The 22,296-nt window shown below is 53.3% G+C and carries 33 protein-coding genes; 32 read left to right on the top strand and 1 reads right to left on the bottom strand.

Annotated elements, in window-relative coordinates:
* Nucleotides 1-80 precede the first annotated feature (80 nt).
* From rpsG to rplQ, 31 genes are all read left to right on the top strand, one after another.
* Nucleotides 81-551 carry a 30S ribosomal protein S7 gene (gene rpsG / locus ATG98_RS04310; protein ID WP_014869920.1) on the top strand — a complete coding sequence of 157 codons (471 nt, stop codon included), beginning with the start codon at nt 81-83 and terminating at the stop codon, nt 549-551.
* Nucleotides 552-569: 18 nt separating this feature from the next.
* Entirely contained in the window at nt 570-2,675 is a 2,106-nt protein-coding gene (gene fusA / locus ATG98_RS04305) for an elongation factor G (protein WP_098419650.1), read from the top strand.
* 35 nt (nt 2,676-2,710) lie between these two features.
* Nucleotides 2,711-3,907: an elongation factor Tu gene (tuf, locus tag ATG98_RS04300; protein WP_098419649.1), complete on the top strand. Its 1,197-nt coding sequence runs from the start codon at nt 2,711-2,713 to the stop codon at nt 3,905-3,907.
* A 185-nt stretch (nt 3,908-4,092) separates the two neighbouring features.
* Nucleotides 4,093-4,404, top strand: a complete 312-nt coding sequence (rpsJ, locus tag ATG98_RS04295; RefSeq protein ID WP_007350503.1) for a 30S ribosomal protein S10 — start codon at nt 4,093-4,095, stop codon at nt 4,402-4,404.
* Between the two features lie 75 nt (nt 4,405-4,479).
* Entirely contained in the window at nt 4,480-5,118 is a 639-nt protein-coding gene (gene rplC / locus ATG98_RS04290) for a 50S ribosomal protein L3 (protein ID WP_007350502.1), read from the top strand.
* Between the two features lie 11 nt (nt 5,119-5,129).
* Nucleotides 5,130-5,735, top strand: a complete 606-nt coding sequence (gene rplD / locus ATG98_RS04285; protein ID WP_007350501.1) for a 50S ribosomal protein L4 — start codon at nt 5,130-5,132, stop codon at nt 5,733-5,735.
* On the top strand, nt 5,732-6,025 hold the full coding sequence (rplW, locus tag ATG98_RS04280; RefSeq protein ID WP_007350500.1) for a 50S ribosomal protein L23: 294 nt from the start codon (nt 5,732-5,734) through the stop codon (nt 6,023-6,025). The genes rplD and rplW overlap by 4 nt, the downstream gene beginning before the upstream one ends.
* Nucleotides 6,026-6,042: 17 nt before the next feature.
* Nucleotides 6,043-6,870, top strand: coding sequence for a 50S ribosomal protein L2 (gene rplB, locus ATG98_RS04275; protein ID WP_098419648.1), 828 nt, complete (start codon nt 6,043-6,045; stop codon nt 6,868-6,870).
* A gap of 23 nt (nt 6,871-6,893) precedes the next feature.
* Nucleotides 6,894-7,169: a 30S ribosomal protein S19 gene (rpsS, locus tag ATG98_RS04270; RefSeq protein WP_007350498.1), complete on the top strand. Its 276-nt coding sequence runs from the start codon at nt 6,894-6,896 to the stop codon at nt 7,167-7,169.
* A gap of 17 nt (nt 7,170-7,186) precedes the next feature.
* On the top strand, nt 7,187-7,519 hold the full coding sequence (gene rplV / locus ATG98_RS04265) for a 50S ribosomal protein L22 (protein ID WP_014869923.1): 333 nt from the start codon (nt 7,187-7,189) through the stop codon (nt 7,517-7,519).
* An 11-nt stretch (nt 7,520-7,530) separates the two neighbouring features.
* Entirely contained in the window at nt 7,531-8,214 is a 684-nt protein-coding gene (gene rpsC, locus ATG98_RS04260; RefSeq protein WP_098419647.1) for a 30S ribosomal protein S3, read from the top strand.
* 12 nt (nt 8,215-8,226) lie between these two features.
* Complete coding sequence (rplP, locus tag ATG98_RS04255; protein ID WP_007350495.1) at nt 8,227-8,640, top strand: 50S ribosomal protein L16; 414 nt, start codon at nt 8,227-8,229, stop codon at nt 8,638-8,640.
* On the top strand, nt 8,640-8,831 hold the full coding sequence (gene rpmC, locus ATG98_RS04250) for a 50S ribosomal protein L29 (protein WP_007350494.1): 192 nt from the start codon (nt 8,640-8,642) through the stop codon (nt 8,829-8,831). Before rplP ends, rpmC begins: the two co-directional genes overlap by 1 nt.
* 1 nt (nt 8,832) lies before the next feature.
* On the top strand, nt 8,833-9,099 hold the full coding sequence (gene rpsQ, locus ATG98_RS04245; RefSeq protein ID WP_098419645.1) for a 30S ribosomal protein S17: 267 nt from the start codon (nt 8,833-8,835) through the stop codon (nt 9,097-9,099).
* A gap of 18 nt (nt 9,100-9,117) precedes the next feature.
* Nucleotides 9,118-9,486, top strand: a complete 369-nt coding sequence (rplN, locus tag ATG98_RS04240; protein ID WP_007350492.1) for a 50S ribosomal protein L14 — start codon at nt 9,118-9,120, stop codon at nt 9,484-9,486.
* Nucleotides 9,487-9,503: 17 nt separating this feature from the next.
* The gene (gene rplX / locus ATG98_RS04235; protein ID WP_007350491.1) at nt 9,504-9,824 is read left to right on the top strand and encodes a 50S ribosomal protein L24; all 321 of its coding nucleotides are present in this window, start codon (nt 9,504-9,506) and stop codon (nt 9,822-9,824) included.
* A gap of 15 nt (nt 9,825-9,839) precedes the next feature.
* Nucleotides 9,840-10,379, top strand: coding sequence for a 50S ribosomal protein L5 (gene rplE, locus ATG98_RS04230; RefSeq protein ID WP_014869928.1), 540 nt, complete (start codon nt 9,840-9,842; stop codon nt 10,377-10,379).
* A 12-nt stretch (nt 10,380-10,391) separates the two neighbouring features.
* Nucleotides 10,392-10,697 carry a 30S ribosomal protein S14 gene (gene rpsN / locus ATG98_RS04225; protein ID WP_098419644.1) on the top strand — a complete coding sequence of 102 codons (306 nt, stop codon included), beginning with the start codon at nt 10,392-10,394 and terminating at the stop codon, nt 10,695-10,697.
* Nucleotides 10,698-10,785: 88 nt separating this feature from the next.
* The gene (gene rpsH / locus ATG98_RS04220) at nt 10,786-11,178 is read left to right on the top strand and encodes a 30S ribosomal protein S8 (RefSeq protein ID WP_098419643.1); all 393 of its coding nucleotides are present in this window, start codon (nt 10,786-10,788) and stop codon (nt 11,176-11,178) included.
* 9 nt (nt 11,179-11,187) lie between these two features.
* Nucleotides 11,188-11,721: a 50S ribosomal protein L6 gene (rplF, locus tag ATG98_RS04215; RefSeq protein WP_098419642.1), complete on the top strand. Its 534-nt coding sequence runs from the start codon at nt 11,188-11,190 to the stop codon at nt 11,719-11,721.
* Between the two features lie 9 nt (nt 11,722-11,730).
* Nucleotides 11,731-12,078 (top strand): 50S ribosomal protein L18, encoded by a 348-nt coding sequence (gene rplR, locus ATG98_RS04210; protein ID WP_007350486.1) that lies wholly within the window; start codon nt 11,731-11,733, stop codon nt 12,076-12,078.
* Nucleotides 12,079-12,090: 12 nt separating this feature from the next.
* A complete protein-coding gene (rpsE, locus tag ATG98_RS04205; RefSeq protein ID WP_098419641.1) occupies nt 12,091-12,591 on the top strand; it encodes a 30S ribosomal protein S5 in 501 nt (166 codons plus the stop codon).
* 4 nt (nt 12,592-12,595) lie between these two features.
* The gene (rpmD, locus tag ATG98_RS04200; RefSeq protein WP_098422217.1) at nt 12,596-12,784 is read left to right on the top strand and encodes a 50S ribosomal protein L30; all 189 of its coding nucleotides are present in this window, start codon (nt 12,596-12,598) and stop codon (nt 12,782-12,784) included.
* A gap of 1 nt (nt 12,785) precedes the next feature.
* Nucleotides 12,786-13,220: a 50S ribosomal protein L15 gene (rplO, locus tag ATG98_RS04195; RefSeq protein WP_098419640.1), complete on the top strand. Its 435-nt coding sequence runs from the start codon at nt 12,786-12,788 to the stop codon at nt 13,218-13,220.
* A 17-nt stretch (nt 13,221-13,237) separates the two neighbouring features.
* Nucleotides 13,238-14,560 carry a preprotein translocase subunit SecY gene (gene secY, locus ATG98_RS04190; RefSeq protein WP_098419639.1) on the top strand — a complete coding sequence of 441 codons (1,323 nt, stop codon included), beginning with the start codon at nt 13,238-13,240 and terminating at the stop codon, nt 14,558-14,560.
* Nucleotides 14,561-14,590: 30 nt separating this feature from the next.
* A complete protein-coding gene (gene rpmJ, locus ATG98_RS04185) occupies nt 14,591-14,704 on the top strand; it encodes a 50S ribosomal protein L36 (protein WP_007350481.1) in 114 nt (37 codons plus the stop codon).
* Between the two features lie 139 nt (nt 14,705-14,843).
* The gene (gene rpsM, locus ATG98_RS04180) at nt 14,844-15,200 is read left to right on the top strand and encodes a 30S ribosomal protein S13 (protein ID WP_098419638.1); all 357 of its coding nucleotides are present in this window, start codon (nt 14,844-14,846) and stop codon (nt 15,198-15,200) included.
* Nucleotides 15,201-15,213: 13 nt separating this feature from the next.
* A complete protein-coding gene (gene rpsK / locus ATG98_RS04175) occupies nt 15,214-15,603 on the top strand; it encodes a 30S ribosomal protein S11 (RefSeq protein ID WP_098419637.1) in 390 nt (129 codons plus the stop codon).
* Nucleotides 15,604-15,620: 17 nt separating this feature from the next.
* On the top strand, nt 15,621-16,241 hold the full coding sequence (gene rpsD / locus ATG98_RS04170) for a 30S ribosomal protein S4 (protein ID WP_098419636.1): 621 nt from the start codon (nt 15,621-15,623) through the stop codon (nt 16,239-16,241).
* Nucleotides 16,242-16,276: 35 nt separating this feature from the next.
* Nucleotides 16,277-17,281 carry a DNA-directed RNA polymerase subunit alpha gene (locus ATG98_RS04165; protein WP_098419635.1) on the top strand — a complete coding sequence of 335 codons (1,005 nt, stop codon included), beginning with the start codon at nt 16,277-16,279 and terminating at the stop codon, nt 17,279-17,281.
* 32 nt (nt 17,282-17,313) lie between these two features.
* On the top strand, nt 17,314-17,703 hold the full coding sequence (rplQ, locus tag ATG98_RS04160; protein WP_098422216.1) for a 50S ribosomal protein L17: 390 nt from the start codon (nt 17,314-17,316) through the stop codon (nt 17,701-17,703).
* A 205-nt stretch (nt 17,704-17,908) separates the two neighbouring features.
* On the opposite strand, the gene uvrA is transcribed toward rplQ, so the two are convergent.
* Complete coding sequence (gene uvrA, locus ATG98_RS04155; RefSeq protein WP_098424370.1) at nt 17,909-20,752, bottom strand: excinuclease ABC subunit UvrA; 2,844 nt, start codon at nt 20,750-20,752, stop codon at nt 17,909-17,911.
* Between the two features lie 154 nt (nt 20,753-20,906).
* Between uvrA and ATG98_RS04150 the strand changes: the two genes are divergently transcribed.
* Nucleotides 20,907-22,277, top strand: a complete 1,371-nt coding sequence (locus tag ATG98_RS04150; RefSeq protein ID WP_098422215.1) for an MFS transporter — start codon at nt 20,907-20,909, stop codon at nt 22,275-22,277.
* Nucleotides 22,278-22,296: the final 19 nt, after the last annotated feature.

Raw genomic sequence — 22,296 nt, 5'->3', positions numbered from 1 at the left:
TTAGAACGATGAGAGTAAGGCTGAGTAGCTGATGCTATCTCAGGGGTTCCTGAAGACCTTTTGACATTAAGGGCTTATCGATGCCTAGAAGAAGAATTGCAGCAAAACGGGATATTATCCCAGATCCTAAGTTCGGCAGTGCGCGTCTTGCCAAATTCATCAACCACGTGATGGAAAGCGGTAAAAAAGGCGTAGCAGAGCGTATTGTTTATGGAGCGCTCACTATTGTTGCCGAAAAATCCAAGGAAGAGCCGATCGACATGTTCGAAAAGGCCCTGGAAAACATTCAGCCGATGGTAGAGGTTAAGTCCCGTCGTGTGGGTGGTGCTACCTACCAGGTGCCGGTCGAAGTGCGGCCTTCCCGTCAGCACGCACTGGCTATGCGTTGGCTCGTTGACTTTTCACGGAAGCGTGGTGAGAAATCCATGGCACAGCGCCTTGCCGGGGAAATCCTCGACGCTGTAGAAAGTAAGGGTGCCGCCGTTAAGAAGCGGGAAGATGTTCACCGCATGGCAGAAGCCAACAAGGCGTTCTCTCACTTCCGTTTCTAAACAGCCGAGGTTTATACAGTGGCACGTAAGACTCCGATTACGCGATATCGAAACATTGGTATTGTTGCGCACGTTGATGCGGGCAAAACCACAACTACCGAGCGGGTTCTGTTTTACACAGGTGTCTCGCACAAAATCGGTGAAGTCCATGATGGCGCGGCCACCATGGACTGGATGGAGCAGGAGCAGGAGCGTGGTATTACTATTACGTCTGCTGCAACGACCTGTTTTTGGCAGGGTATGGACAAGCAGTATCCTGAGCATCGGATTAATATTATCGACACTCCGGGACACGTTGACTTTACCATCGAGGTAGAGCGCTCATTGCGTGTGCTTGACGGCGCTGTTGTTGTGTTCTGTGGTTCTTCCGGTGTCGAGCCTCAGTCCGAGACAGTGTGGCGCCAAGCCAATAAGTACGAAGTGCCGCGCATGGTGTTCGTCAACAAGATGGATCGTGCTGGCGCTAACTTTCTGCGAGTAGTCGATCAGATCAAAAAGCGTTTAGGTGCAACCTGTGTTCCGATTCAATTGCCGATTGGCGCTGAAGAAGATTTTGCTGGTGTAATCGACTTGATTCGAAACAAAGCGATTTACTGGAACCCAGACGACGCTGGCGTAACCTACGAGGAGCGCGACGTTCCTGCCGAAATGTTAGATGAAGTGGCGCTGCATCGCGAAATAATGATGGAAGCCGCCGCAGAAGCGAACGATGAACTAACGATGCGCTACCTCGATGAGGGTGAGCTCAACGTGGTAGACATCAAGAAAGGTCTTCGGATGCGCACTTTGGCAAACGAGATTGTTGTAGCGTGCTGCGGTTCTGCGTTCAAGAACAAGGGTGTTCAGGCTGTACTGGATTCTGTCGTTGAATTTTTGCCGGCGCCGGATGAAGTTAAGGCGATTCGTGGTGAAGTCGACGAGAACGGGGCCGAAGAGACCCGTAAAGCTGACGACGCTGCACCTTTTTCCGCTCTGGCATTTAAGATTGCAACAGATCCTTTTGTTGGTACCTTGACGTTCTTCCGGGTTTACTCTGGCACGCTTCAGTCTGGCAACGCCGTTTATAACTCCGTGAAGGGCAAAAGAGAGCGTGTCGGCCGTATGGTTCAGATGCATGCGAAGGATCGGCAAGAGATCAAGGAAGTGCTTGCAGGCGATATTGCTGCTGCAATTGGTCTGAAGAACGTTACCACCGGCGATACTTTGTGCGACGAAAATCACAAGATTATTCTTGAGCGTATGGAGTTTCCGGATCCGGTTATTTCCGTAGCGGTTGAACCAAAGACAAAAGCTGATCAGGAGAAGATGGGCGTTGCACTTGGCAAACTGGCGCAGGAAGATCCGTCTTTTCAGGTCCGTACCGACGAAGAGTCCGGTCAGACGATTATTTCCGGTATGGGTGAGCTGCACCTGGATATCATTGTTGATCGCATGCGTCGCGAGTTCAGTGTTGAAGCAAACATCGGTAAGCCCCAGGTGGCCTATCGTGAGTGTATCCGCAAGTCGGTGGATGTAGAAGGTAAGTTTGTGCGTCAGTCAGGCGGTCGCGGTCAATACGGTCACGTTAAAGTCAGGATTGAGCCGCTGCCCTTGGACCGGGAAGACGCTGAAAACTTCATCTTCGTTAACGAAATCGTTGGTGGTACTGTGCCGAAGGAATACATTCCAGCGGTTCAGCAAGGTATCATTGAGCAGATGCAGAATGGCTGTCTGGCTGGTTACCCGCTGCTGGGTATCAAGGCAACCTTGTATGACGGTTCCTTTCACGATGTGGACTCCAACGAAATGGCGTTCAAAATCGCGGGTTCCATGGCGATGAAGAAAGGCGCGCTAGAGGCGAGTCCAGCTTTGCTGGAGCCGATGATGAAGGTTGAGGTGGTAACACCTGAAGATTACATGGGTGATGTGGTAGGTGACCTGAACCGTCGCCGTGGTCTGATTCAGGGCATGGAAGACGGTGTTAGTGGAAAGATTGTGCGTAGCGAAGTTCCGTTGTCGGAAATGTTCGGTTACGCCACAGATCTGCGCTCTGCTACTCAGGGCCGTGCGTCCTATGCGATGGAGTTTTCGCGGTACGCCGAAGCACCGAATAACATTGCCGAAGCAATTATCAAAAAGGGTTGATACCCAAGACTTGAGTAACAGGAAGAGGTATAACTGTGTCTAAATCTAAATTCGAACGTAAGAAGCCACACTTGAACGTGGGCACCATTGGTCACGTTGACCATGGTAAGACCACTCTGACAGCTGCCCTGACGCGTGTATGTCACGACGTATGGGGAACAGGTTCCGCAAGTGCCTTTGACCAGATCGACAATGCTCCTGAAGAGCGTGCGCGTGGTATTACCATCGCGACGTCTCACGTTGAGTATGATTCCCCGAACCGTCATTACGCACACGTAGATTGCCCGGGCCACGCTGATTATGTGAAGAACATGATCACGGGTGCGGCGCAGATGGACGGCGCTATTCTGGTTTGCTCCGCTGCTGACGGCCCTATGCCGCAGACCCGCGAGCACATCCTGCTGTCACGTCAAGTAGGTGTTCCTTACATCGTTGTGTTCCTGAACAAAGCGGACATGGTTGACGATGAAGAGCTGCTTGAACTGGTAGAGATGGAAGTACGCGATCTGCTGGAAATGTACGACTTCCCGGCTGACGATACTCCGATCATCACTGGCTCTGCGTTGATGGCGCTGGAAGGCAAAGATGATAACGAAATGGGCACTACCGCTGTTCGTAAGCTGGTAGAAGCTCTGGATTCGTACATCCCCGAGCCTGAGCGTGCGATTAATCTGCCGTTCCTGATGCCTATCGAAGACGTATTCTCTATCTCTGGTCGTGGTACAGTTGTAACCGGTCGTGTAGAGCGTGGTGTTGTCAAGATTGGCGAAGAAGTGGAAATCGTTGGTCTTAAAGACACCGTTAAGACGGTTTGCACCGGCGTTGAAATGTTCCGCAAACTGCTGGACGAAGGTCGTGCAGGCGAGAACGTTGGCGTACTGTTGCGCGGCACCAAGCGCGATGACGTTGAACGTGGTCAGGTTCTGTGTAAGCCAGGCAGCATGAAGCCGCACACCAAGTTTGAGTGCGAAGTGTACGTACTGAGCAAAAACGAAGGCGGCCGTCATACTCCGTTCTTCAAGGGCTATCGCCCGCAGTTCTACTTCCGTACCACCGACGTCACCGGTGCTTGTGAATTGCCAGAAGGCGTAGAAATGGTTATGCCAGGTGATAACGTGAAGATGGAAGTGACTTTGATTGCTCCGATCGCCATGGAAGATGGTCTGCGCTTCGCGATTCGCGAAGGTGGCCGTACCGTAGGCGCCGGTGTTGTCGCCAAGATTCTCGAGTAATCTACTCTTAGGATCTGGAAAAGGGGCTGATGTGATCAGCCCCTTTTTCTATTTCAGTTGCAATGTACGCGTCAGCCGGGTCAATCAGCATTGCTGTTGACAGGGTTGTTTATTATGCATACAATGCGGCTCCTTTTTTGAAGGTCAGCGACGGGTTCGCTGCTACGAGTGGAGTTTGGTGCAACATGCAAAGCCAAAAGATTAGGATTCGGTTGAAGGCGTTCGATTACCGCCTGATCGACCAGTCTACGCAAGAGATTGTCGACACCGCTAAGCGGACCGGCGCTCAGGTGCGCGGACCTATTCCTTTGCCTACGCGCAAGGAAAAGTTCACGATTCTGGTTTCACCGCACGTCAACAAAGACGCGCGCGACCAGTATGAAATTCGTACCCATAAGCGTTTGCTCGACATTGTTGAGCCGACGGAAAAGACAGTAGATGCTTTGATGAAACTAGACCTGGCAGCAGGTGTAGACGTTCAGATCAGCCTCGGTTAATACCGCCCGGTATTAACCTGTGTAACTGTCATAAGGCCATAGAGGGTGAAAGCCCCGTACACTTAGAGGTGAAACATGGCAATTGGTATTGTCGGTCGTAAGGCCGGTATGACCCGTATATTTACGGAAGACGGGCAAGCGTTGCCCGTAACGGTGATCGAGGTTGATTCTAACCGCATCACTCAACTCAAAACTCTTGAAAATGACGGCTACCGTGCTGTTCAGATAACGGTAGGTTCGCGTCGTTCCTCTCGTGTTAACAAGAGTGCAGCAGGTCACTTCGCAAAAGCCGGTGTTGAAGCGGGCCGTAGCGTATGGGAATTTCGTTTGGCAGACGGCGAAGGTGAAGACCTGGTTGCCGGCGGCGAAATTACTGCGTCTGTTTTTGAAGACGGTCAGGCCGTTGACGCCACAGGTACATCCAAAGGTAAAGGTTTCCAGGGCGGCGTAAAGCGCTGGAACTTCGCCATGCAGGATGCTACCCACGGTAACTCCCTGTCTCACCGTGCTCCGGGTTCTATTGGTCAAAACCAGACTCCGGGCAAGGTATTCAAAGGCAAAAAGATGGCGGGCCAGATGGGTAATGCGCAGGTTACTGTGCAGAACCTGAAAATTGTCCGTGTCGACGCTGAGCGCAATCTTCTGCTGGTTAGTGGTGCCGTCCCCGGCGCGACTGGTGGCGATGTTGTCATCAAGCCTGCTGTTAAAGCCTGAGGAGCGGTTCGATGGAATTGACAATTACAGGTAGCGGTCAGGGAATTACGGTTTCCGAGGCTACTTTCGCAAAAGATTTTAATGAAGCACTGGTTCACCAGGTAGTTGTAGCCTATATGGCTGCTGGCCGTCAGGGTACCAAGGCTCAGAAGACCCGTTCAGAAGTCAGGGGTGGTGGTAAGAAGCCCTGGCGTCAGAAGGGCACTGGTCGTGCCCGTGCTGGTACTATCCGCAGCCCAATTTGGCGCTCCGGTGGTGTTACCTTTGCAGCGAAGCCTCGCAGCTACGAGCAAAAGGTAAACCGGAAAATGTACCGCGCTGCAATGCGCTCCATTTTGTCCGAGCTGGTCCGTCAGGAACGCCTGATTGTGGTTGACGATTTTTCAATCGACACCCCAAAGACCAAGGCCTTTACTGCCAAGTTGGCTGATATGGGTTTAAGCAACGTGCTGATCCTGTCAGAAAATCTTGATCAGAACCTGCACCTGGCCTCGCGCAACGTGCCTCACGTCGATGTGCGTGATGTTGCTGGCCTGGATCCGGTTAGCCTGGTTGCTCACGAGAAAATCGTGGTGACTGTTCCCGCTCTGAAGAAAATCGAGGAGATGCTGGGATGAATCAGGAACGTATCTACAAGGTTCTGTTAGGGCCTCACGTATCGGAAAAAGCATCTCGCGTGGCCGAACATGGCCAGGTAGTGTTTCGGGTCGCCCCGGATGCTACCAAGCCCGAGATTAAAAAAGCCGTTGAGCAATTGTTCAACGTCACCGTCGAAGGTGTTCAGGTTCTGAATCGTAAGGGCAAGCTTAAACGCACAGCTCGCGGGTTCGGCAAGCGTAATGACATTCGTAAGGCTTATGTAAAGCTGGCTGAAGGTCAGGACATCGATTTTCTGGATGTGGAATAAGGTAAAGGGGTCGTAATATGCCGATCGTCAAAACCAAGCCAACATCTCCCGGACGCCGTCACGTTGTAAAGCTGTACAACCCGGATTTACACAAAGGGCGCCCTTACGAACCGTTGGTCGAATCGCAAAGCAAATCGGGTGGCCGTAATAATAATGGCCGTATCACTACCCGTCACATTGGTGGTGGCCATAAACAGCACTACCGCATAATAGACTTCAAGCGGATTAAAGATGGTATTCCTGCGACAATTGAGCGCATTGAATACGATCCTAACCGCTCGGCGCACATCGCGCTGATCAAGTACTCGGATGGCGAGCGCCGTTACATTATCGCTCCCAAGGGCATGCAGATCGGTGAGCCCGTGCGCTCAGGAATCGACGCGCCTATTAAGGTGGGAAGTACATTGCCGCTGCGGAATATCCCGGTTGGTTCTGTGATCCATTGCGTTGAGCTCAAGCCTGGTAAAGGTGCACAGTTGGCTCGCTCTGCGGGCGCATCCGTACAGCTGGTTGCTCGGGAAGGCGCTTACGCGACTATCCGCCTGCGCTCAGGTGAAATGCGAAAGGTGCTTGTAGATTGCCGTGCTACGTTGGGTGAAGTATCCAACAGTGAACACAGTCTCAAGCGGCTTGGCAAAGCGGGTGCATCACGTTGGCGCGGAAAGCGTCCAACGGTACGTGGTGTGGCTATGAACCCAGTTGACCACCCACACGGTGGTGGTGAAGGGCGTACCTCTGGCGGGCGTCACCCAGTTACTCCATGGGGTGTTCCGACCAAAGGGCATAAGACTCGTAAGAACAAGCGTACTGACAAGATGATAGTACGTCGTCGTTCAGCCAAGTAAACGACTAAATAGAGGTAAATGCTGTGCCACGTTCTTTAAAGAAAGGTCCTTTCATAGACCTGCATCTGTTGAAGAAGGTCGAGGCAGCTCTGGAAGTGAACGACAAGCGACCAATTAAGACCTGGTCGCGTCGTTCCACGATTTTCCCAGAGTTCGTAGGCTTGACCATCGCAGTCCACAACGGCAAGCAACACGTGCCGGTTTATGTTACCGAAGATATGGTCGGTCATAAACTAGGTGAGTTCGCAGCAACGCGCACTTATCGTGGCCATTCGGCCGACAAGAAAGCGAAACGCTGATTGTGAGGGGAAATGAAATGGAAGTAGCAGCCAAGTATAAGGGCGCTCGCCTCTCAGCTCAGAAAGCTCGTCTTGTTGCCGATCAGGTTCGCGGCAAGGCTGTTGAGGACGCTCTGAATATTTTGACTTTCAGCCCTAAGAAAGCAGCTGGGATTATCAAGAAAGCTCTTGAATCCGCAATTGCTAACGCTGAGCATAACGAAGGTCTGGACGTAGATGATCTGCGGGTCTCCACCGTGATGGTGGATGAGGGCCCGACGCTCAAGCGAATTAAAGCTCGAGCCAAGGGGCGCGCTGACAGAATTATGAAGCGCACCTGTCATATCACCGTCAAGGTCGCCGACAAGTAGGAGATGCTCAGATGGGTCATAAAGTAAATCCGATCGGCTTTCGCCTGGGTGTGATCAAAGAGCACAACTCAGTATGGTATGCCGATAAAAAGGACTACGCGAAAAACCTGTTGAACGATATTCAGGTTCGTGAATTCCTCGACAAGCGTCTGGTAAAGGCGTCTGTCAGCAAGATTGTGATCGAGCGCCCTGCTCAGAACGCCCGTATCACGATCCATACCGCCCGCCCGGGTATTGTTATCGGGAAGAAGGGTGAAGATGTTGACCGTCTGCGTCGTGAAGTTAGCGACATGATGGGTGTGCCTGTGCACATCAACATCGAAGAAGTCCGCAAGCCGGACCTGGATGCCCGTTTGGTAGCGCAAAACGTTGCCGGTCAGTTGGAGCGTCGTGTGATGTTCCGTCGTGCTATGAAGCGCGCGGTACAGAACGCCATGCGTCAAGGCGCCAAGGGCATCAAGATTCAGGTTGGCGGTCGTCTCGGGGGAGCTGAAATTGCCCGTTCCGAGTGGTATCGCGAAGGTCGTGTTCCGCTGCATACATTGCGTGCAGATATTGATTACTCGACCTACGAAGCGCATACCACTTACGGCGTAATCGGCGTCAAGGTATGGATCTTCAAAGGTGAGATTCTTGGTGGTATGGAACAAGTCCGTGCTGACAAGAAAGCCTCTGGGAAGAAAGGTTCTAAGTAAAGGGGCACTCTTATGCTGCAACCAAAACGCACCAAATTTCGCAAGGTAATGAAGGGCCGTAATACCGGTCTTGCTCACCGCGCTAACAAGGTGAGCTTCGGTGAATACGGATTGAAAGCGGTTACTCGCGGGCGTATAACTGCTCGCCAGATTGAAGCCGCACGTCGTACCATGACCCGCAAGATCAAGCGGGGTGGTAAGATTTGGATTCGCGTCTTCCCGGACAAGCCAATTACTGGCAAACCGCTGGAAGTTCGAATGGGTAAAGGTAAAGGTTCTGTCGAGTACTGGGTGGCTGAAATTCAGCCGGGCCGTATGCTCTATGAGATGGAAGGTGTGACTGAAGAAATCGCACGCGAAGCTTTCACTCTGGCGGCTGCGAAGCTGCCGGTACAGACCACCTTCGTAACGAGGACGGTGATGTGATGAAAGCAACAGAGCTGCGTGCGAAATCAGCCGAGGAGCTGAATAAAGAGCTGATCGGTCTCCTTAAGGAGCAGTTCAACCTGCGCATGCGTAAAGCGACAGGTCAGCTGAATCAGTCTCATCTTCTCCCTGGGGTGAAGCGTGATATTGCTCGCGTGAAAACAGTATTGAACGAAAAGGCAGGACAGTGACATGACCGAAGCTACCCAAACTGCCAGAACTCTGAGCGGCAAGGTCGTGAGCAACAAGATGGAGAAATCCATCGTGGTGTTGGTCGAACGTCAGGTGAAACACCCTCTGTACGGTAAGTACATGAAGCGTTCAACCAAGATTCATGCTCACGATGAGAGCAACCAGTGCAATATCGGTGACAGCGTAACCATTAAGGAAACCCGTCCGGTCTCTAAGACCAAAAGCTGGGCCTTAGTGGAAGTCACTGAACATGCATCCAAGGTGTAAATCGCCCGGAGAATAACCATGATTCAGACTCAAACAATGCTTGAAGTCGCGGATAACAGCGGTGCGCGTCAGGTGATGTGCATCAAGGTCCTGGGCGGTTCACACAGGCGTTATGCTGCAATCGGGGATATTATCAAGGTAACCGTCAAGGAAGCCATTCCCCGCGGTAAAGTGAAAAAAGGCCAGGTACTGAAGGCTGTCGTAGTGCGCACCCGTAAAGGTGTGCGTCGTCCAGATGGATCTTTGATTCGTTTTGACGGCAACGCGGCCGTACTTCTGAACGCCCAGGACGCGCCCATTGGTACCCGTATCTTCGGACCGGTTACCCGTGAACTGCGAAATGAGAAGTTCATGAAGATTATCTCACTGGCACCCGAAGTACTTTAAAGGACCAGAGGCCGGACATGAAAAAGATCAAACGAGATGACGAAGTAATCGTCACTACGGGGAAAGACAAAGGCAAACGTGGTAAAGTTCTGAAAGTTCAGGACGATGGCAAGGTAATTGTTTCTGGCATCAACATGATGAAGAAGCACACCAAGCCAAACCCGGCGCTGAGCACCCCTGGTGGCATCGTCGAAAAAGAAGCGCCTATCCAGGCTTCTAACGTGGCTATTTTTAATCCGCAGACCGGCAAAGCCGATCGTGTTGGCTTCCAGATTAAGGAAGACGGCGCAAAACAGCGGATCTTCAAAGCGACGAAAGAAGCTGTCGATAACCAGTAAGCGGTGGTGGTTACGATGCTGAACATGAAAGAGCAGTACAGTAAGGAAGTGATACCCGCCCTGCAGCAGGAGTTCGGCTACAAGAACATCATGCAGGTTCCGCGTATCGAGAAAATCACCCTGAACATGGGTGTTGGTGAAGCTATCGGTGACAAAAAACTGATTGATAACGCAGTCGCTGATCTTGAGCGCCTGGCGGGTCAGAAAGTGGTTGTGACCAAAGCGCGTAAATCGGTTGCGGGTTTTAAAGTCCGCGAAGGTTGGCCAATTGGTTGCAAGGTTACTCTGCGTGGCGAGCGTATGTGGGAATTCTTTGATCGTCTGGTGCACATTGCGGTTCCCCGCATTCGTGACTTCCGCGGTCTGAACCCTAAGTCGTTCGACGGCCGTGGTAACTACAGCATGGGTGTGCGTGAGCAGATCATCTTCCCTGAGATTGAATACGACAGGGTTGATAAGATTCGTGGTCTGGATATTACCATTACCACCTCTGCCGGTACCGACGATGAAGGTCGTGAACTGTTGAAAGCGTTTGGCTTTCCGTTCAAGAAATAAGGAACGAGAGTAATGGCAAAGGTTTCCATGAAAAACCGTGAGCTCAAGCGCGAGCTATGCGTTGCGAAATATGCGGCCAAGCGTGCTGAGATCAAGGCAATTATCAAGAACCCCAATACCAGCGATGATGACCGCTGGAATGCACAGATGAGGCTGCAACAGCTTCCTCGCGATGCATCTCCTTCGCGTCTTCGTAATCGTTGCCAGATAACGGGTCGCCCACACGGCGTCTTGCGCAAGTTCGAACTTTCACGGATTAAACTCCGTGAGTACGGCATGCGCGGAGACGTTCCGGGTCTGACCAAAGCAAGCTGGTAAGATAGGCTCCCTGACCTCGGTCAGGAGCCTGTTGGTAAGCGGTGCGGCGCGCCGCTGCACAACTAAAAAGATCAGGAGCCTCATACCAATGAGCATGCAAGACACGCTTGCGGATATGTTCACACGTATTCGTAATGCCCAGATGGCATCGAAAGCAGACGTTAAGATGCCATCCTCGAAGATGAAAATCTCCGTGGCTCAAGTCCTGAAGGACGAAGGTTACGTTGAAGATTTTATTGTTTCGGCTGACACCAAGCCTGAGCTGACGATTACCCTGAAGTACTTTGGTGGCAAGCCGGTTATTGAAGCTATCGACCGTGTTAGCCGTCCGAGTCTGCGCCAATATAAAGGCGCTGCGAAGCTACCGAAAGTATCCGGTGGTCTGGGAGTCGCGATTGTCTCTACGTCTCAGGGCGTAATGACAGACCGCGCCGCACGTGCTGCCGGCGTGGGTGGCGAAGTCATCTGCACCGTATTCTAGGAGAATCACATGTCCAGGGTTGCCAATAATCCTGTCGTGCTGCCTTCCGGTGTTGAAGTGAAGCTGAACGGTCAGGAAATTAACGTAAAGGGCTCCAAAGGAGCGCTTCAGTTCTCAATCCACCAAGCGGTTGAAGTAAAGCAGGAAGAAAATCTCCTACGCTTTGTAGCCCGTGATGGTGCCAAACAGTCCCGCGCTCTTGCTGGTACAACCCGCGCTCTGATCAACAATATGGTGACCGGTGTTACCACAGGCTTCGAGCGTAAGCTCCAGCTGATCGGTGTAGGTTACCGGGCTCAGGCGCAAGGTACGAAGCTCAATCTGACGCTGGGTTTTTCTCACCCCGTTGCGTACGAGCTGCCCGAGGGGATTACCGTTGAAACTCCGTCAAACACGGAAGTGATTATTCGCGGTATCGACAAGCAACAGGTTGGCCACGTCGCCGCTGAAATCCGCGCCTTCCGTCCGCCCGAGCCTTACAAAGGCAAAGGCGTACGTTATGCGGATGAGCAGGTAAGACGCAAAGAAGCCAAGAAGAAATAGGGCGGGACTATGAGCGCGAATAACGAAAGATTGCGTCGCGCACGTAAAGTGCGCATGAAAATTCGTGAGCTGGGTACAAACCGTCTGTGCGTTCACCGCACACCGCGTCATATGTATGCCCAGGTTACGACAGCAGATGGCAGCCAAGTGCTGGCCACTGCCTCCACGTTGGATAAGGAACTGCGCCAGGGTGCGACCGGTAACGTGGATGCCGCCAAAAAGGTTGGTCAGCTGATAGCTGAGCGTGCCAAGGCGGCGGGTGTTGAGCAGGTTGCTTTTGACCGCTCCGGTTACCGTTATCACGGCCGTGTACAGGCTCTGGCCGACGCAGCCCGCGAAGCTGGCTTGCAATTCTAAGAGGTGGAGAAGATGAGCGTTAACGAACAGAAGGCGCCTGAGCTCCAGGAAAAGCTGGTTCAGGTAAACCGCGTTGCCAAGGTAGTGAAAGGCGGGCGTGTTTTTGCTTTTACCGCATTGACTGTAGTGGGTGATGGTAAAGGGCGTGTTGGTTTTGGTCGTGGTAAGGCGCGTGAAGTGCCGGTTGCCATACAGAAAGCCATGGAAGCTGCGCGCAGAAACATGGTAGATGTACCGCTGGACGGTACTACCCTGCAGTACCCGGTTCGGGCACAGCACGGTGGTTCACGGGTGTTCATGATGCCTGCGTCTGAGGGTACCGGCATTATTGCTGGTGGCGCCATGCGCGCTGTGTTGGAAGTGGCTGGTGTCCATAACGTACTGTCGAAGTGCTATGGCTCTACCAACCCGGTGAACGTGGTACGTTCTACCATCAAGGGTCTTCAGGCAATGAAAGCGCCAGAAGATATTGCAGCCAAGCGCGGTAAATCCGTCGAAGACATTCTGGGTTGAAGTCATGGCGAACGCAAAAACGATCACAGTTACACTGATCCGCAGCCCAATCGGCTGCCAGCCCAAGCACAAGCTTTGTGTAAAGGGCCTGGGTCTTCGTAAAATTGGCCAGTCCGTGATTTTGGAAGATACTCCTTCCATTCGCGGTATGGCTAACCGGGTAGATTACCTGGTTCGGGTTGAGGAGAACTAAGATGCGTCTGAACGAACTAGCTCCAGAACCCGGTTCACGCCCAAACGCAAGGCGCGTTGGTCGTGGTATCGGTTGTGGTTTCGGCAAAACTTGTGGCCGCGGTCACAAGGGTCTGAAAGCCCGTTCCGGCGGCAGCGTTGCCCCCGGTTTCGAGGGCGGTCAGCAGCCGTTGGCACGTCGTTTGCCGAAGTTCGGCTTCACGTCTCGTCAGCAGCGTTACGTTGCTGAAATTCGCCTGAACGAATTGGCGAAGGTAGAAGGCGATGTGGTCGACCTCGACGCTCTGAAAAAAGCAGACATCATTCGCGACGAAATTCGCGATGCAAAGGTCATGTTGTCCGGTGAAATTGACCGCGCAGTGACCGTGCAGGGTTTGCGGGTGACCAAAGGCGCACGCGAGGCGATTATCGCCGCGGGCGGCAAAGTAGAAGACTAACGCGAGTCGAGGACTAAATGGCCAAGACAGCATCATTGCCTGCGGGCGCGGGTAAAGGACTAGCAGAGCTGCGTTCGCGGCTCTGGTTTGTCTTCCTGGCATTGTTGGTGTACCGAATCGGTGCTCACATTCCGGTGCCTGGTATAAACCCCGACCGCTTGGCGGCACTGTTTGAGCAGAATCAGGGCACAATCCTGAGCATGTTCAACATGTTTTCCGGTGGTGCACTTGAGCGCATGAGCATCTTCGCGCTGGGTATCATGCCGTATATTTCGGCCTCTATTATCATGCAGCTCATGACGGCGGTCAGTCCGACGCTGGAGCAGCTGAAAAAAGAAGGCGAGGCGGGTCGTCGTAAGATCAGCCAATATACGCGGTACGGTACCGTAATCCTGGCCCTGCTTCAGGGTACTGGTATTTCTGTCGGTTTGGCGTCTCAGGGCGTTACCTTCAATGACACTCTCAGCTTCCACTTTGTGGCGGTTGTATCGTTTGTGAGTGGCGCAGTCTTCATGATGTGGCTGGGCGAGCAGATCACTGAGCGAGGTGTTGGTAACGGCATTTCGCTGCTGATCTTCGCCGGTATTGTTGCCGGGTTACCCGGCGCAATCGGCCAGACCCTGGAGCAGGCCCGTAACGGTGAAATGAGCTTGTTGTTGGTACTTGGTATCGGTGTGCTGGCAATTGCCGTCATCGGTTTTGTGGTGTTCATGGAGCGCGGTCAGCGCAAATTGACCATTAACTACGCCAAGCGACAGCAGGGTGGACGGGTATTTGCCCAGCAGTCCAGCCATTTGCCCTTGAAAGTGAACATGGCCGGTGTTATTCCGCCCATCTTTGCATCGTCCATTCTGTTGTTTCCAGCATCGCTGGGGCAGTGGTTTGGTCAGGGTGAAGGCATGGAGTGGTTGAGCGATATTTCCCAGGCACTTGCGCCCAGTCAGCCCTTGTATATTATTCTGTTCGCGGCAGCAGTGGTATTTTTCTGCTTCTTCTATACGGCTCTGATGTACAATCCACGGGAAGTCGCGGATAACCTCAAGCGCTCAGGCGCTTTTATTCCGGGCATTCGTCCGGGTGAGCAAACAGCCAAGTATATTGATGGCGTTCTTACCCGTTTGACATTGTTCGGAGCAATGTACATTGCAGCAGTTTCCCTGTTCCCTCAATTCCTGATGGTGGCCGGGAATGTACCCTTCTATTTGGGTGGTACGTCTCTGCTGATTGTTGTAGTCGTCGTGATGGATTTTATGGCTCAGGTTCAGTCGCACCTGATGTCTCATCAGTATGAATCGCTGATGAAGAAGTCCAATCTCAAGGGCTATGGTCGGAACGGGTAAATCCGTTCCCCTTGAAAACTGGAGTCGACAATGAAAGTACGCGCTTCGGTAAAGAAAATTTGCCGTAACTGCAAAGTAATTCGTCGCAATGGCGCCGTAAGGGTCATTTGCTCGGAGCCTCGCCACAAGCAACGTCAGGGCTGATTTCTTCGGGAATAACCCTTGCTTGTAAAAGGTGTACGATGATAGCGCTTGACTCGATACCGGGTCAGGCGTTATTATTTCGCGCCCTTTTAGTGGCGGACAATTCACACAGCATAGCTTTGAACGCGGAGTAATTTAGATGGCACGTATAGCCGGTGTCAATATACCCGATCACAAACATGTTGTTGTATCGCTCACCTATATTTTTGGTGTAGGCAAAACAACAGCTCAAAAGCTTTGCGATGCAACCGGCGTTAAGCCGGACGTCAAAGTCAAAGACTTGACTGACGAACAGCTGGAGGCACTTCGTACTGATGTGCCCAAAGGCACCGTCGAAGGCGATCTGCGTCGTGAAGTACAGATGAACATCAAGCGTTTGAAGGATCTTGGATGCCATCGTGGTCTGCGCCACCGTCACGGACTTCCAGTCCGCGGCCAGCGCACAAAGACTAACGCTCGCACCCGTAAAGGTCCGCGCAAACCTATTCGTAAGTAACAGGTAGGCAAACATGGCAAAGCCAGGTACACGTACCCGTAAAAAGGTGAAAAAAACGGTTGTTGATGGCGTCGCGCACATTCACGCGTCCTTCAACAACACTATCGTGACCATTTCGGACCGCCAGGGCAACGTATTGTCCTGGGCCACTGCGGGTGGTTCCGGTTTCCGCGGTTCACGTAAGAGTACACCTTTTGCTGCGCAGGTAGCAGCTGAAAGAGCCGGTAATTCGGCTGCTGAATACGGCCTTAAAAACCTGGATGTTGAAGTCAAGGGCCCCGGCCCTGGTCGTGAATCTGCAGTTCGTGCGCTTAACTCGTGCGGCTATAAGATCAACAACATCACAGATGTGACGCCGATTCCCCATAACGGATGTCGTCCGCCTAAAAAGCGCCGCGTCTAACACAGGAGACAGTAATTATGGCTCGTTACATAGGCCCGAAGTGCAAACTGTCTCGTCGTGAAGGGACAGATCTTTTTCTGAAAAGCGGTGTTCGCGCTCTCGACACTAAGTGCAACCTTGAAACCCCCCCGGGTATGCACGGTGCGCGTCGCGGTCGTCTGTCGGAATACGGCGTCCAGCTGCGGGAAAAACAGAAAGTTCGTCGTATTTACGGCGTACTGGAAAAGCAATTCCGCAACTATTATAAAGAAGCGGCTCGCCTGAAGGGCGCAACGGGTGAAAACCTGCTGCAACTTCTGGAAGCGCGTCTTGATAACGTTGCTTACCGCATGGGTTTTGGTTCAACCCGCGCGGAGTGCCGCCAGCTCGTTTCTCACAAGGCAATTCTGGTCAACGACAAGGTTGTGAACATTCCTTCCTACCAGGTCAAGCCGGGTGACGTTCTGAGCGTGCGTGAAAAAGCCAAAAACCAGTTGCGCGTTAAAGGCGCTCTGGACTTGGCCTCCGGTCGCGCAGCGGTGAGCTGGGTAGATGTCGACGCCACTAAGATGTCCGGCGTTTACAGTTCAGTGCCAACACGGACTGAATTGCCGGCCGACATCAACGAGAACCTCATCGTCGAGCTTTACTCTAAGTAAAGCCCAGTTAGCAACGATAGCAGATAGGGGCGTCTATGCAGCGTTCAGTACATGAGTTATTGACACCTCGTACCATTGACGTGAAGGAATTCGGTTCCACGCGTGCCAAGGTTACCTTGGAGCCTCTTGAAAGAGGTTTCGGGCACACTCTGGGCAGTGCGTTACGCCGTATTCTTTTGTCTTCAATGCCGGGCTGCGCTGTAACTGAAGCGCAGATTGACGGTGTGTTGCACGAGTACAGTGCCATCGAAGGTGTCCAGGAAGACGTCATAGAGATTCTTTTGAATCTTAAGGGTGTTGCTGTAAAAATGCACGGCCGTGACGATGCAGAGCTTACGCTCAGCAAGAAGGGTCCGGGTGTTGTTACAGCCGGAGATATCAAGTTGGATCATGATGTTGAGATCGCCAATCCGGAACATGTTATCTGTCACCTGAGTGAAAACGGTGAAGTTAACATGCGTCTGAGCATTGCCCGCGGTCGTGGCTATGAGCCTGCTGATCAGCGCGGTCTGGATGAGGACGAAACTCGTGCCATCGGGCGCCTGCAGCTGGATGCTACGTTCAGCCCGGTTCGTCGCGTTGCTTATTCTGTGGAAAGTGCACGGGTAGAGCAGCGTACCGACCTCGACAAGTTGGTTATTGACCTGGAGACTAACGGTACGATTGATCCGGAAGAAGCAATTCGCCGGGCCGCTACCATTCTCCAGCAGCAATTGGCCGTGTTTGTCGATTTTGATCATGAAAAAGAACCAGAGCGTGTTGAAGAAGAGGAAGAAATTGATCCGATTCTGTTGCGTCCGGTCGATGATCTTGAGCTGACCGTACGTTCCGCCAACTGCTTGAAGGCCGAGAACATTTACTACATCGGCGATTTGATACAGCGCACAGAAGTTGAGCTGTTGAAGACGCCTAACCTGGGTAAAAAGTCGCTGACAGAGATCAAGGACGTATTAGCGTCCCGTGGTTTGTCTCTGGGAATGCGTCTTGATAACTGGCCGCCGGCAAGCCTTCGTGGTGATGACCGGGTTCTGGGCGGTTAATCGCCGATTAGTTAAGCTAAGGAATCAGAGCAATGCGTCATCGTAAGAGTGGTCGTAAGTTCAACAGGACCAGTGCGCATCGCAAGTCCATGTTTCGTAACATGTCTGCGTCACTGGTTGAGCATGAGTTGATCAAAACAACGTTGCCGAAGGCTAAAGAGCTTCGTCGTGTAGCGGAACCTTTGATTACTCTGGCTAAAATCGATTCGGTCGCGAATCGTCGTCTGGCGTTTGCACGTCTTCGTGACGATGCAGCGGTTGCCAAGCTGTTTACTCAGCTGGGTCCCCGTTTCAACGAGCGTCCGGGTGGATATCTTCGTATTCTGAAGTGCGGTTTCCGCGCAGGCGACAATGCCCCTATGGCATATGTCGAGCTGATCGGTCGTCCGATAGATATCGAAGCGGAAGAAGTTGACGAGTAACTTGGCGTAAAGCCTTGTTAGTTGTTTGAAGAAACCGGGTGCCTAAGGGCAGCCGGTTTTTTTTCGTCTGCGGGAAAGTTTGACGTAATGGGGACGGATTTCAAATCCGTCCCCGATCTCGTGTCACCCAAGGGACAGATTTCAAATCTGTTCCCGATCTCGCGTCACCCAAGGGACAGATTTCAAATCTGTCCCTATCTGCTATCTAAGATCCTTGGGCCTTTTTTTGCTTTTCCAACAGCGGCTTCAGGTAGCGCCCGGTGTGGCTGGCTTTGTTTTCTGCTACCTGTTCAGGTGTTCCCTCCGCGATGATTAAACCGCCACCCGAACCGCCTTCCGGGCCCAGGTCCACAATCCAGTCGGCAGTCTTAATCACGTCCAGGTTGTGCTCTATGACCACGATGGTGTTGCCGTGATCACGGAGGCGTTGCAATACGGTCAACAACTGCTGGATATCGTAGAAGTGAAGTCCGGTGGTGGGTTCATCCAGAATATACAGCGTTTGGCCGGTATCTCTTTTAGAAAGCTCTTTGGCAAGTTTCACTCGTTGGGCTTCACCGCCGGACAGCGTCACAGCACTTTGGCCGAGGCGGATGTACGACAAGCCCACGTCCACCAGGGTCTGCAGTTTTCTGGCCAGAAAGGGAACGGCGTCGAAGAACGCCCGGCCTTCTTCTACGGTCATAGACAGAACTTCATGGATGTTCTTGCCCTTATAGCGCACTTCCAGAGTTTCGCGGTTGTAGCGCTTGCTTTTGCAGACGTCGCAGGGCACATAGATGTCCGGCAGGAAGTGCATTTCTACTTTGATGACGCCGTCGCCCTGACAGGCTTCGCAGCGGCCGCCTTTAACGTTGAAGGAGAAACGGCCGGGCTTGTAACCTCTTGAGCGTGCTTCCTGGGTGCCGGAAAACAGTTCGCGGATGGGGGTGAACAGCCCGGTGTAGGTGGCCGGGTTGGATCTTGGTGTGCGGCCAATGGGGCTTTGGTCGATGTCGATGACTTTGTCCAGCAGGTCTATCCCTTCAATGCCGGTGTAGGGGCCATGGCTTAGGGTCGTGGCTTTATTCAATGCGGTGGCCGCTATGGGGTAGAGGGTGCCGTTGATCAAAGTAGATTTGCCAGAGCCGGACACGCCGGTAATGCAGGTCATCACGCCCAGGGGTATAGCCAGGTCAACGTTCGTCAGGTTGTTGCCGCTGGCGCCGGTCAGTTTCAGAAATTGGCCGGACCCGGGATTGCGTTTTTCGGGTATGGCGATGCACTTGGTGCCGTTTAGGTACTGGCCCGTTAGTGAATTTGGGTTTGCGAGTATGTCTGCCGGTTTGCCTTGGGCGATTATCTGGCCGCCATGTACGCCGGCGCCCGGACCTATGTCGATAACGTGGTCTGCCGCCAGTATGGCCTCTTCGTCGTGCTCTACCACAATTACTGTGTTGCCCAGGTCACGCAGGTGGTAAAGGGTTTCTAGCAGGCGGTCGTTGTCGCGCTGGTGCAGGCCGATGGACGGTTCGTCCAGTATGTACATAACGCCCACCAGGCCGGCGCCAATCTGGCTCGCCAGGCGTATGCGCTGGGCCTCGCCGCCGGAGAGTGTGTCGGCGCTGCGTTCAAGGGACAGGTACTCCAAACCAACGTTTACCAGGAATTGCAGGCGTTGGCGGACTTCTTTTAGAATTTTTTCGGCAATTTCGCCTCTGGCGCCCGGTAGAGTCAGTTGGCTAAAGTAGCGGTGCGCCTCGCCAACCGGCAGGTGGGCAATGGCTGGCAGATTTCGATCATCAATAAACACGTTGCGCGCTGAACGGCGCAAACGTGCGCCGCCGCAGTCCCTACAGGGCTGGGTGCTAAGGTTGCGGGCCAGTTCTTCCCGTACACTTTGGGAATCGGTTTCACGGTAACGCCGTTCCAGGTTGGGTAATATGCCCTCGAACGAATGCAGCCGTTCCATGATGTGGCCGCGGCTGTTTACGTAGCGGAAACTAATGTCCTCGCTGCCGGAGCCATTCAGCATCACCTGTTGCACCGATTCGGGCAGGTCGCACCAGGGCGTGTCCAGATCAATATTGTAGTGTTCGGCCACGCTGCTAAGAAGCTGGAAGTAATACACCGCGCGACGGTCCCAGCCCTTGATGGCGCCGGAGGCAAGATTGGCCTCCGGGTGCTGAATAATCTTGTCGGAGTCGAAGAACTGCTTCACGCCAAGCCCGTCGCAGGTAGGGCAGGCGCCAGCCGGGTTGTTGAACGAGAACAATCGGGGCTCGAGTTCGCTGATGGCATAACCGCACTGGTTACAGGCATAGCGAGCCGACAGCGTGGTGTCTTCGCCGCTGCCATCCATGGCGGCCACTAACGCGATGCCGTCTGCCAGGGCCAGAGCGGTTTCAAAGCTCTCGGCCAGGCGCTGTTCCAGGCCGGGTTTCACCTTGAAACGGTCAACTACCACATCAATATGGTGTTTACGCTTTTTGTCCAGAGCCGGAACGTCATCAATGTCGTAAACCGTGCCGTCTATCCGAAGGCGTATAAAACCCTGGCTGCGCATGGTTTCAACCACTTGCAGATGCTCGCCCTTGCGGTCACGAATCACCGGGGCCAGAATCATCAGCCGCGAGTCTTCCTCCATCGCTAAAACCTGATCTACCATTTGGCTCACGGTTTGCGCTTCCAGAGGCTGCCCGTGGTCGGGGCAGCGGGGTTCGCCGGCGCGGGCAAACAGCAGGCGCAGGTAATCGTATATCTCGGTAATTGTACCGACGGTAGAGCGTGGGTTGTGGGATGTGGACTTTTGCTCGATGGAAATGGCCGGCGACAAGCCTTCAATGTGATCAACGTCAGGCTTTTCCATCATCGACAAAAACTGGCGGGCATAGGTCGACAGCGATTCCACATAGCGCCGCTGGCCCTCGGCGTAAAGAGTGTCAAACGCCAGTGATGACTTGCCAGAGCCTGACAAACCGGTAATCACAATCAGTTTGTCCCGGGGTATGTCCAGGTCGATGTTCTTCAAATTGTGGGTGCGGGCACCCTTGATCTGGATCTGGTCCATATTACCTCGCGAGGAAAAAGTGATGAGTATACCGCGTTCTGGTGCCGGCTTGTGAACGCTGCCGCTGTACAACTCCTCTTCGCGCCGGCTGTGGCGGTTCTGTTACACTACGGCGCTTGATTTTAGTCTCTGCTAACGTCTGAGGAACTGTTCCATGAACGCCCTTGAAAAACGCTCGGTTTCCGCTTTGGCGTCGGTGTACGCCATTCGTATGCTCGGGCTGTTCATGGTTATGCCGGTGTTTGTGCTGCTTGGCGGGGAGCTTGAAGGCGCAACACCCGCGCTGCTGGGCTTTGCCATTGGCGCCTATGGGCTAAGCCAGGCACTGCTGCAAATTCCGTTCGGCTTGCTGTCTGACCGGGTTGGGCGCAAACGCATGATTTATCTTGGCCTGATTCTCTTTGCGGCGGGCAGTCTGCTCGCCGGCTCAGCAGACTCCATATACGTTGTGATTCTGGGTCGGATTCTTCAGGGCGCCGGCGCCATTGCCAGCGTATTGATGGCGTTGCTCAGCGACCTGACCCGCGAAGAAGAACGCACCAAGGCCATGGCCACGGTAGGCATATCCATCGGTATATCGTTTTCGGTGTCTTTGGTGCTTGGGCCGCTTTTGGGCGAGCGGTGGGGTCTGTCTGGCATTTTTTACCTGACCGCCGCGCTGGCATTGATTGCGCTTTTGGTTGTGTGGCGCCTGGTGCCTACACCCCACCAACGAAAAGTCAGTGCAGAGCAGCAACCGGCCCGGGCTATGGTGGGCCGGGTGTTGAAAGATCAACGCCTGTTGCGACTGGACTTTGGTATTTTTGCCCTGCACCTGGTGCTTACCGCGCTGTTTCTGGTTTTTCCCTCATTACTGCAAGATCGCCTGGGCCTGCCCAGTGGCTCACACTGGTGGTTTTACCTAAGCGTGATGCTGACGTCGTTTGTCGCCATGGTGCCGTTCATTATTCTCGGCGAGAAAAAGCGCAAAATGAAGCCGGTGCTGTGCGGCGCAGTGGCCTTGCTGGCGCTGTCTTGCGCGGCCCTGTCGGGAGTGGGCGAAAGCCTGCTGGCCGCCTGGTTTATGCTGTTTTTCTTTTTTATGGCGTTCAATTTACTGGAAGCCAGTTTGCCGTCGCTGCTCAGTAAAGAGGCGCCAGCGGCCAGCAAGGGTACGGCGATGGGGGTGTATTCTACCTCTCAGTTTATGGGCGCCTTTCTGGGCGGCGCCTTGGGCGGTTACCTGCTGCAACACATTGGTGTAACCGGCGTGCTGGGGTTGATGGTGGCTGTACTGGTGGTGTGGCTGCTGGTGGCGCTGACCATGCCGGCCCCAGGGTATACCAGTGGTTTTGTGGTAAAGTTAGAACCAGATGCAGCGTTCAGCTACAGCGATGTAGACAGTTTTCTGCGCGCCCTGCCGGGCGTAAAAGATGTGGTTATAATGGAAGAAGCAGCGACTGCCTATCTGAAGATAGACCGGCAGTTTTTTGATGAGGCCTTGCTTGCCGATACCGGATTTTTGCAGCAAACTGACAGGCCGTGAAATTCTGGTGGCGCGCAAG

This window comes from Marinobacter sp. LV10R520-4 (assembly GCF_002563815.1).
Lineage (GTDB): Bacteria > Pseudomonadota > Gammaproteobacteria > Pseudomonadales > Oleiphilaceae > Marinobacter.
Note: the sequence above shows the minus strand (reverse complement) of the source record. Positions and strands in the feature narration are given on the sequence as shown.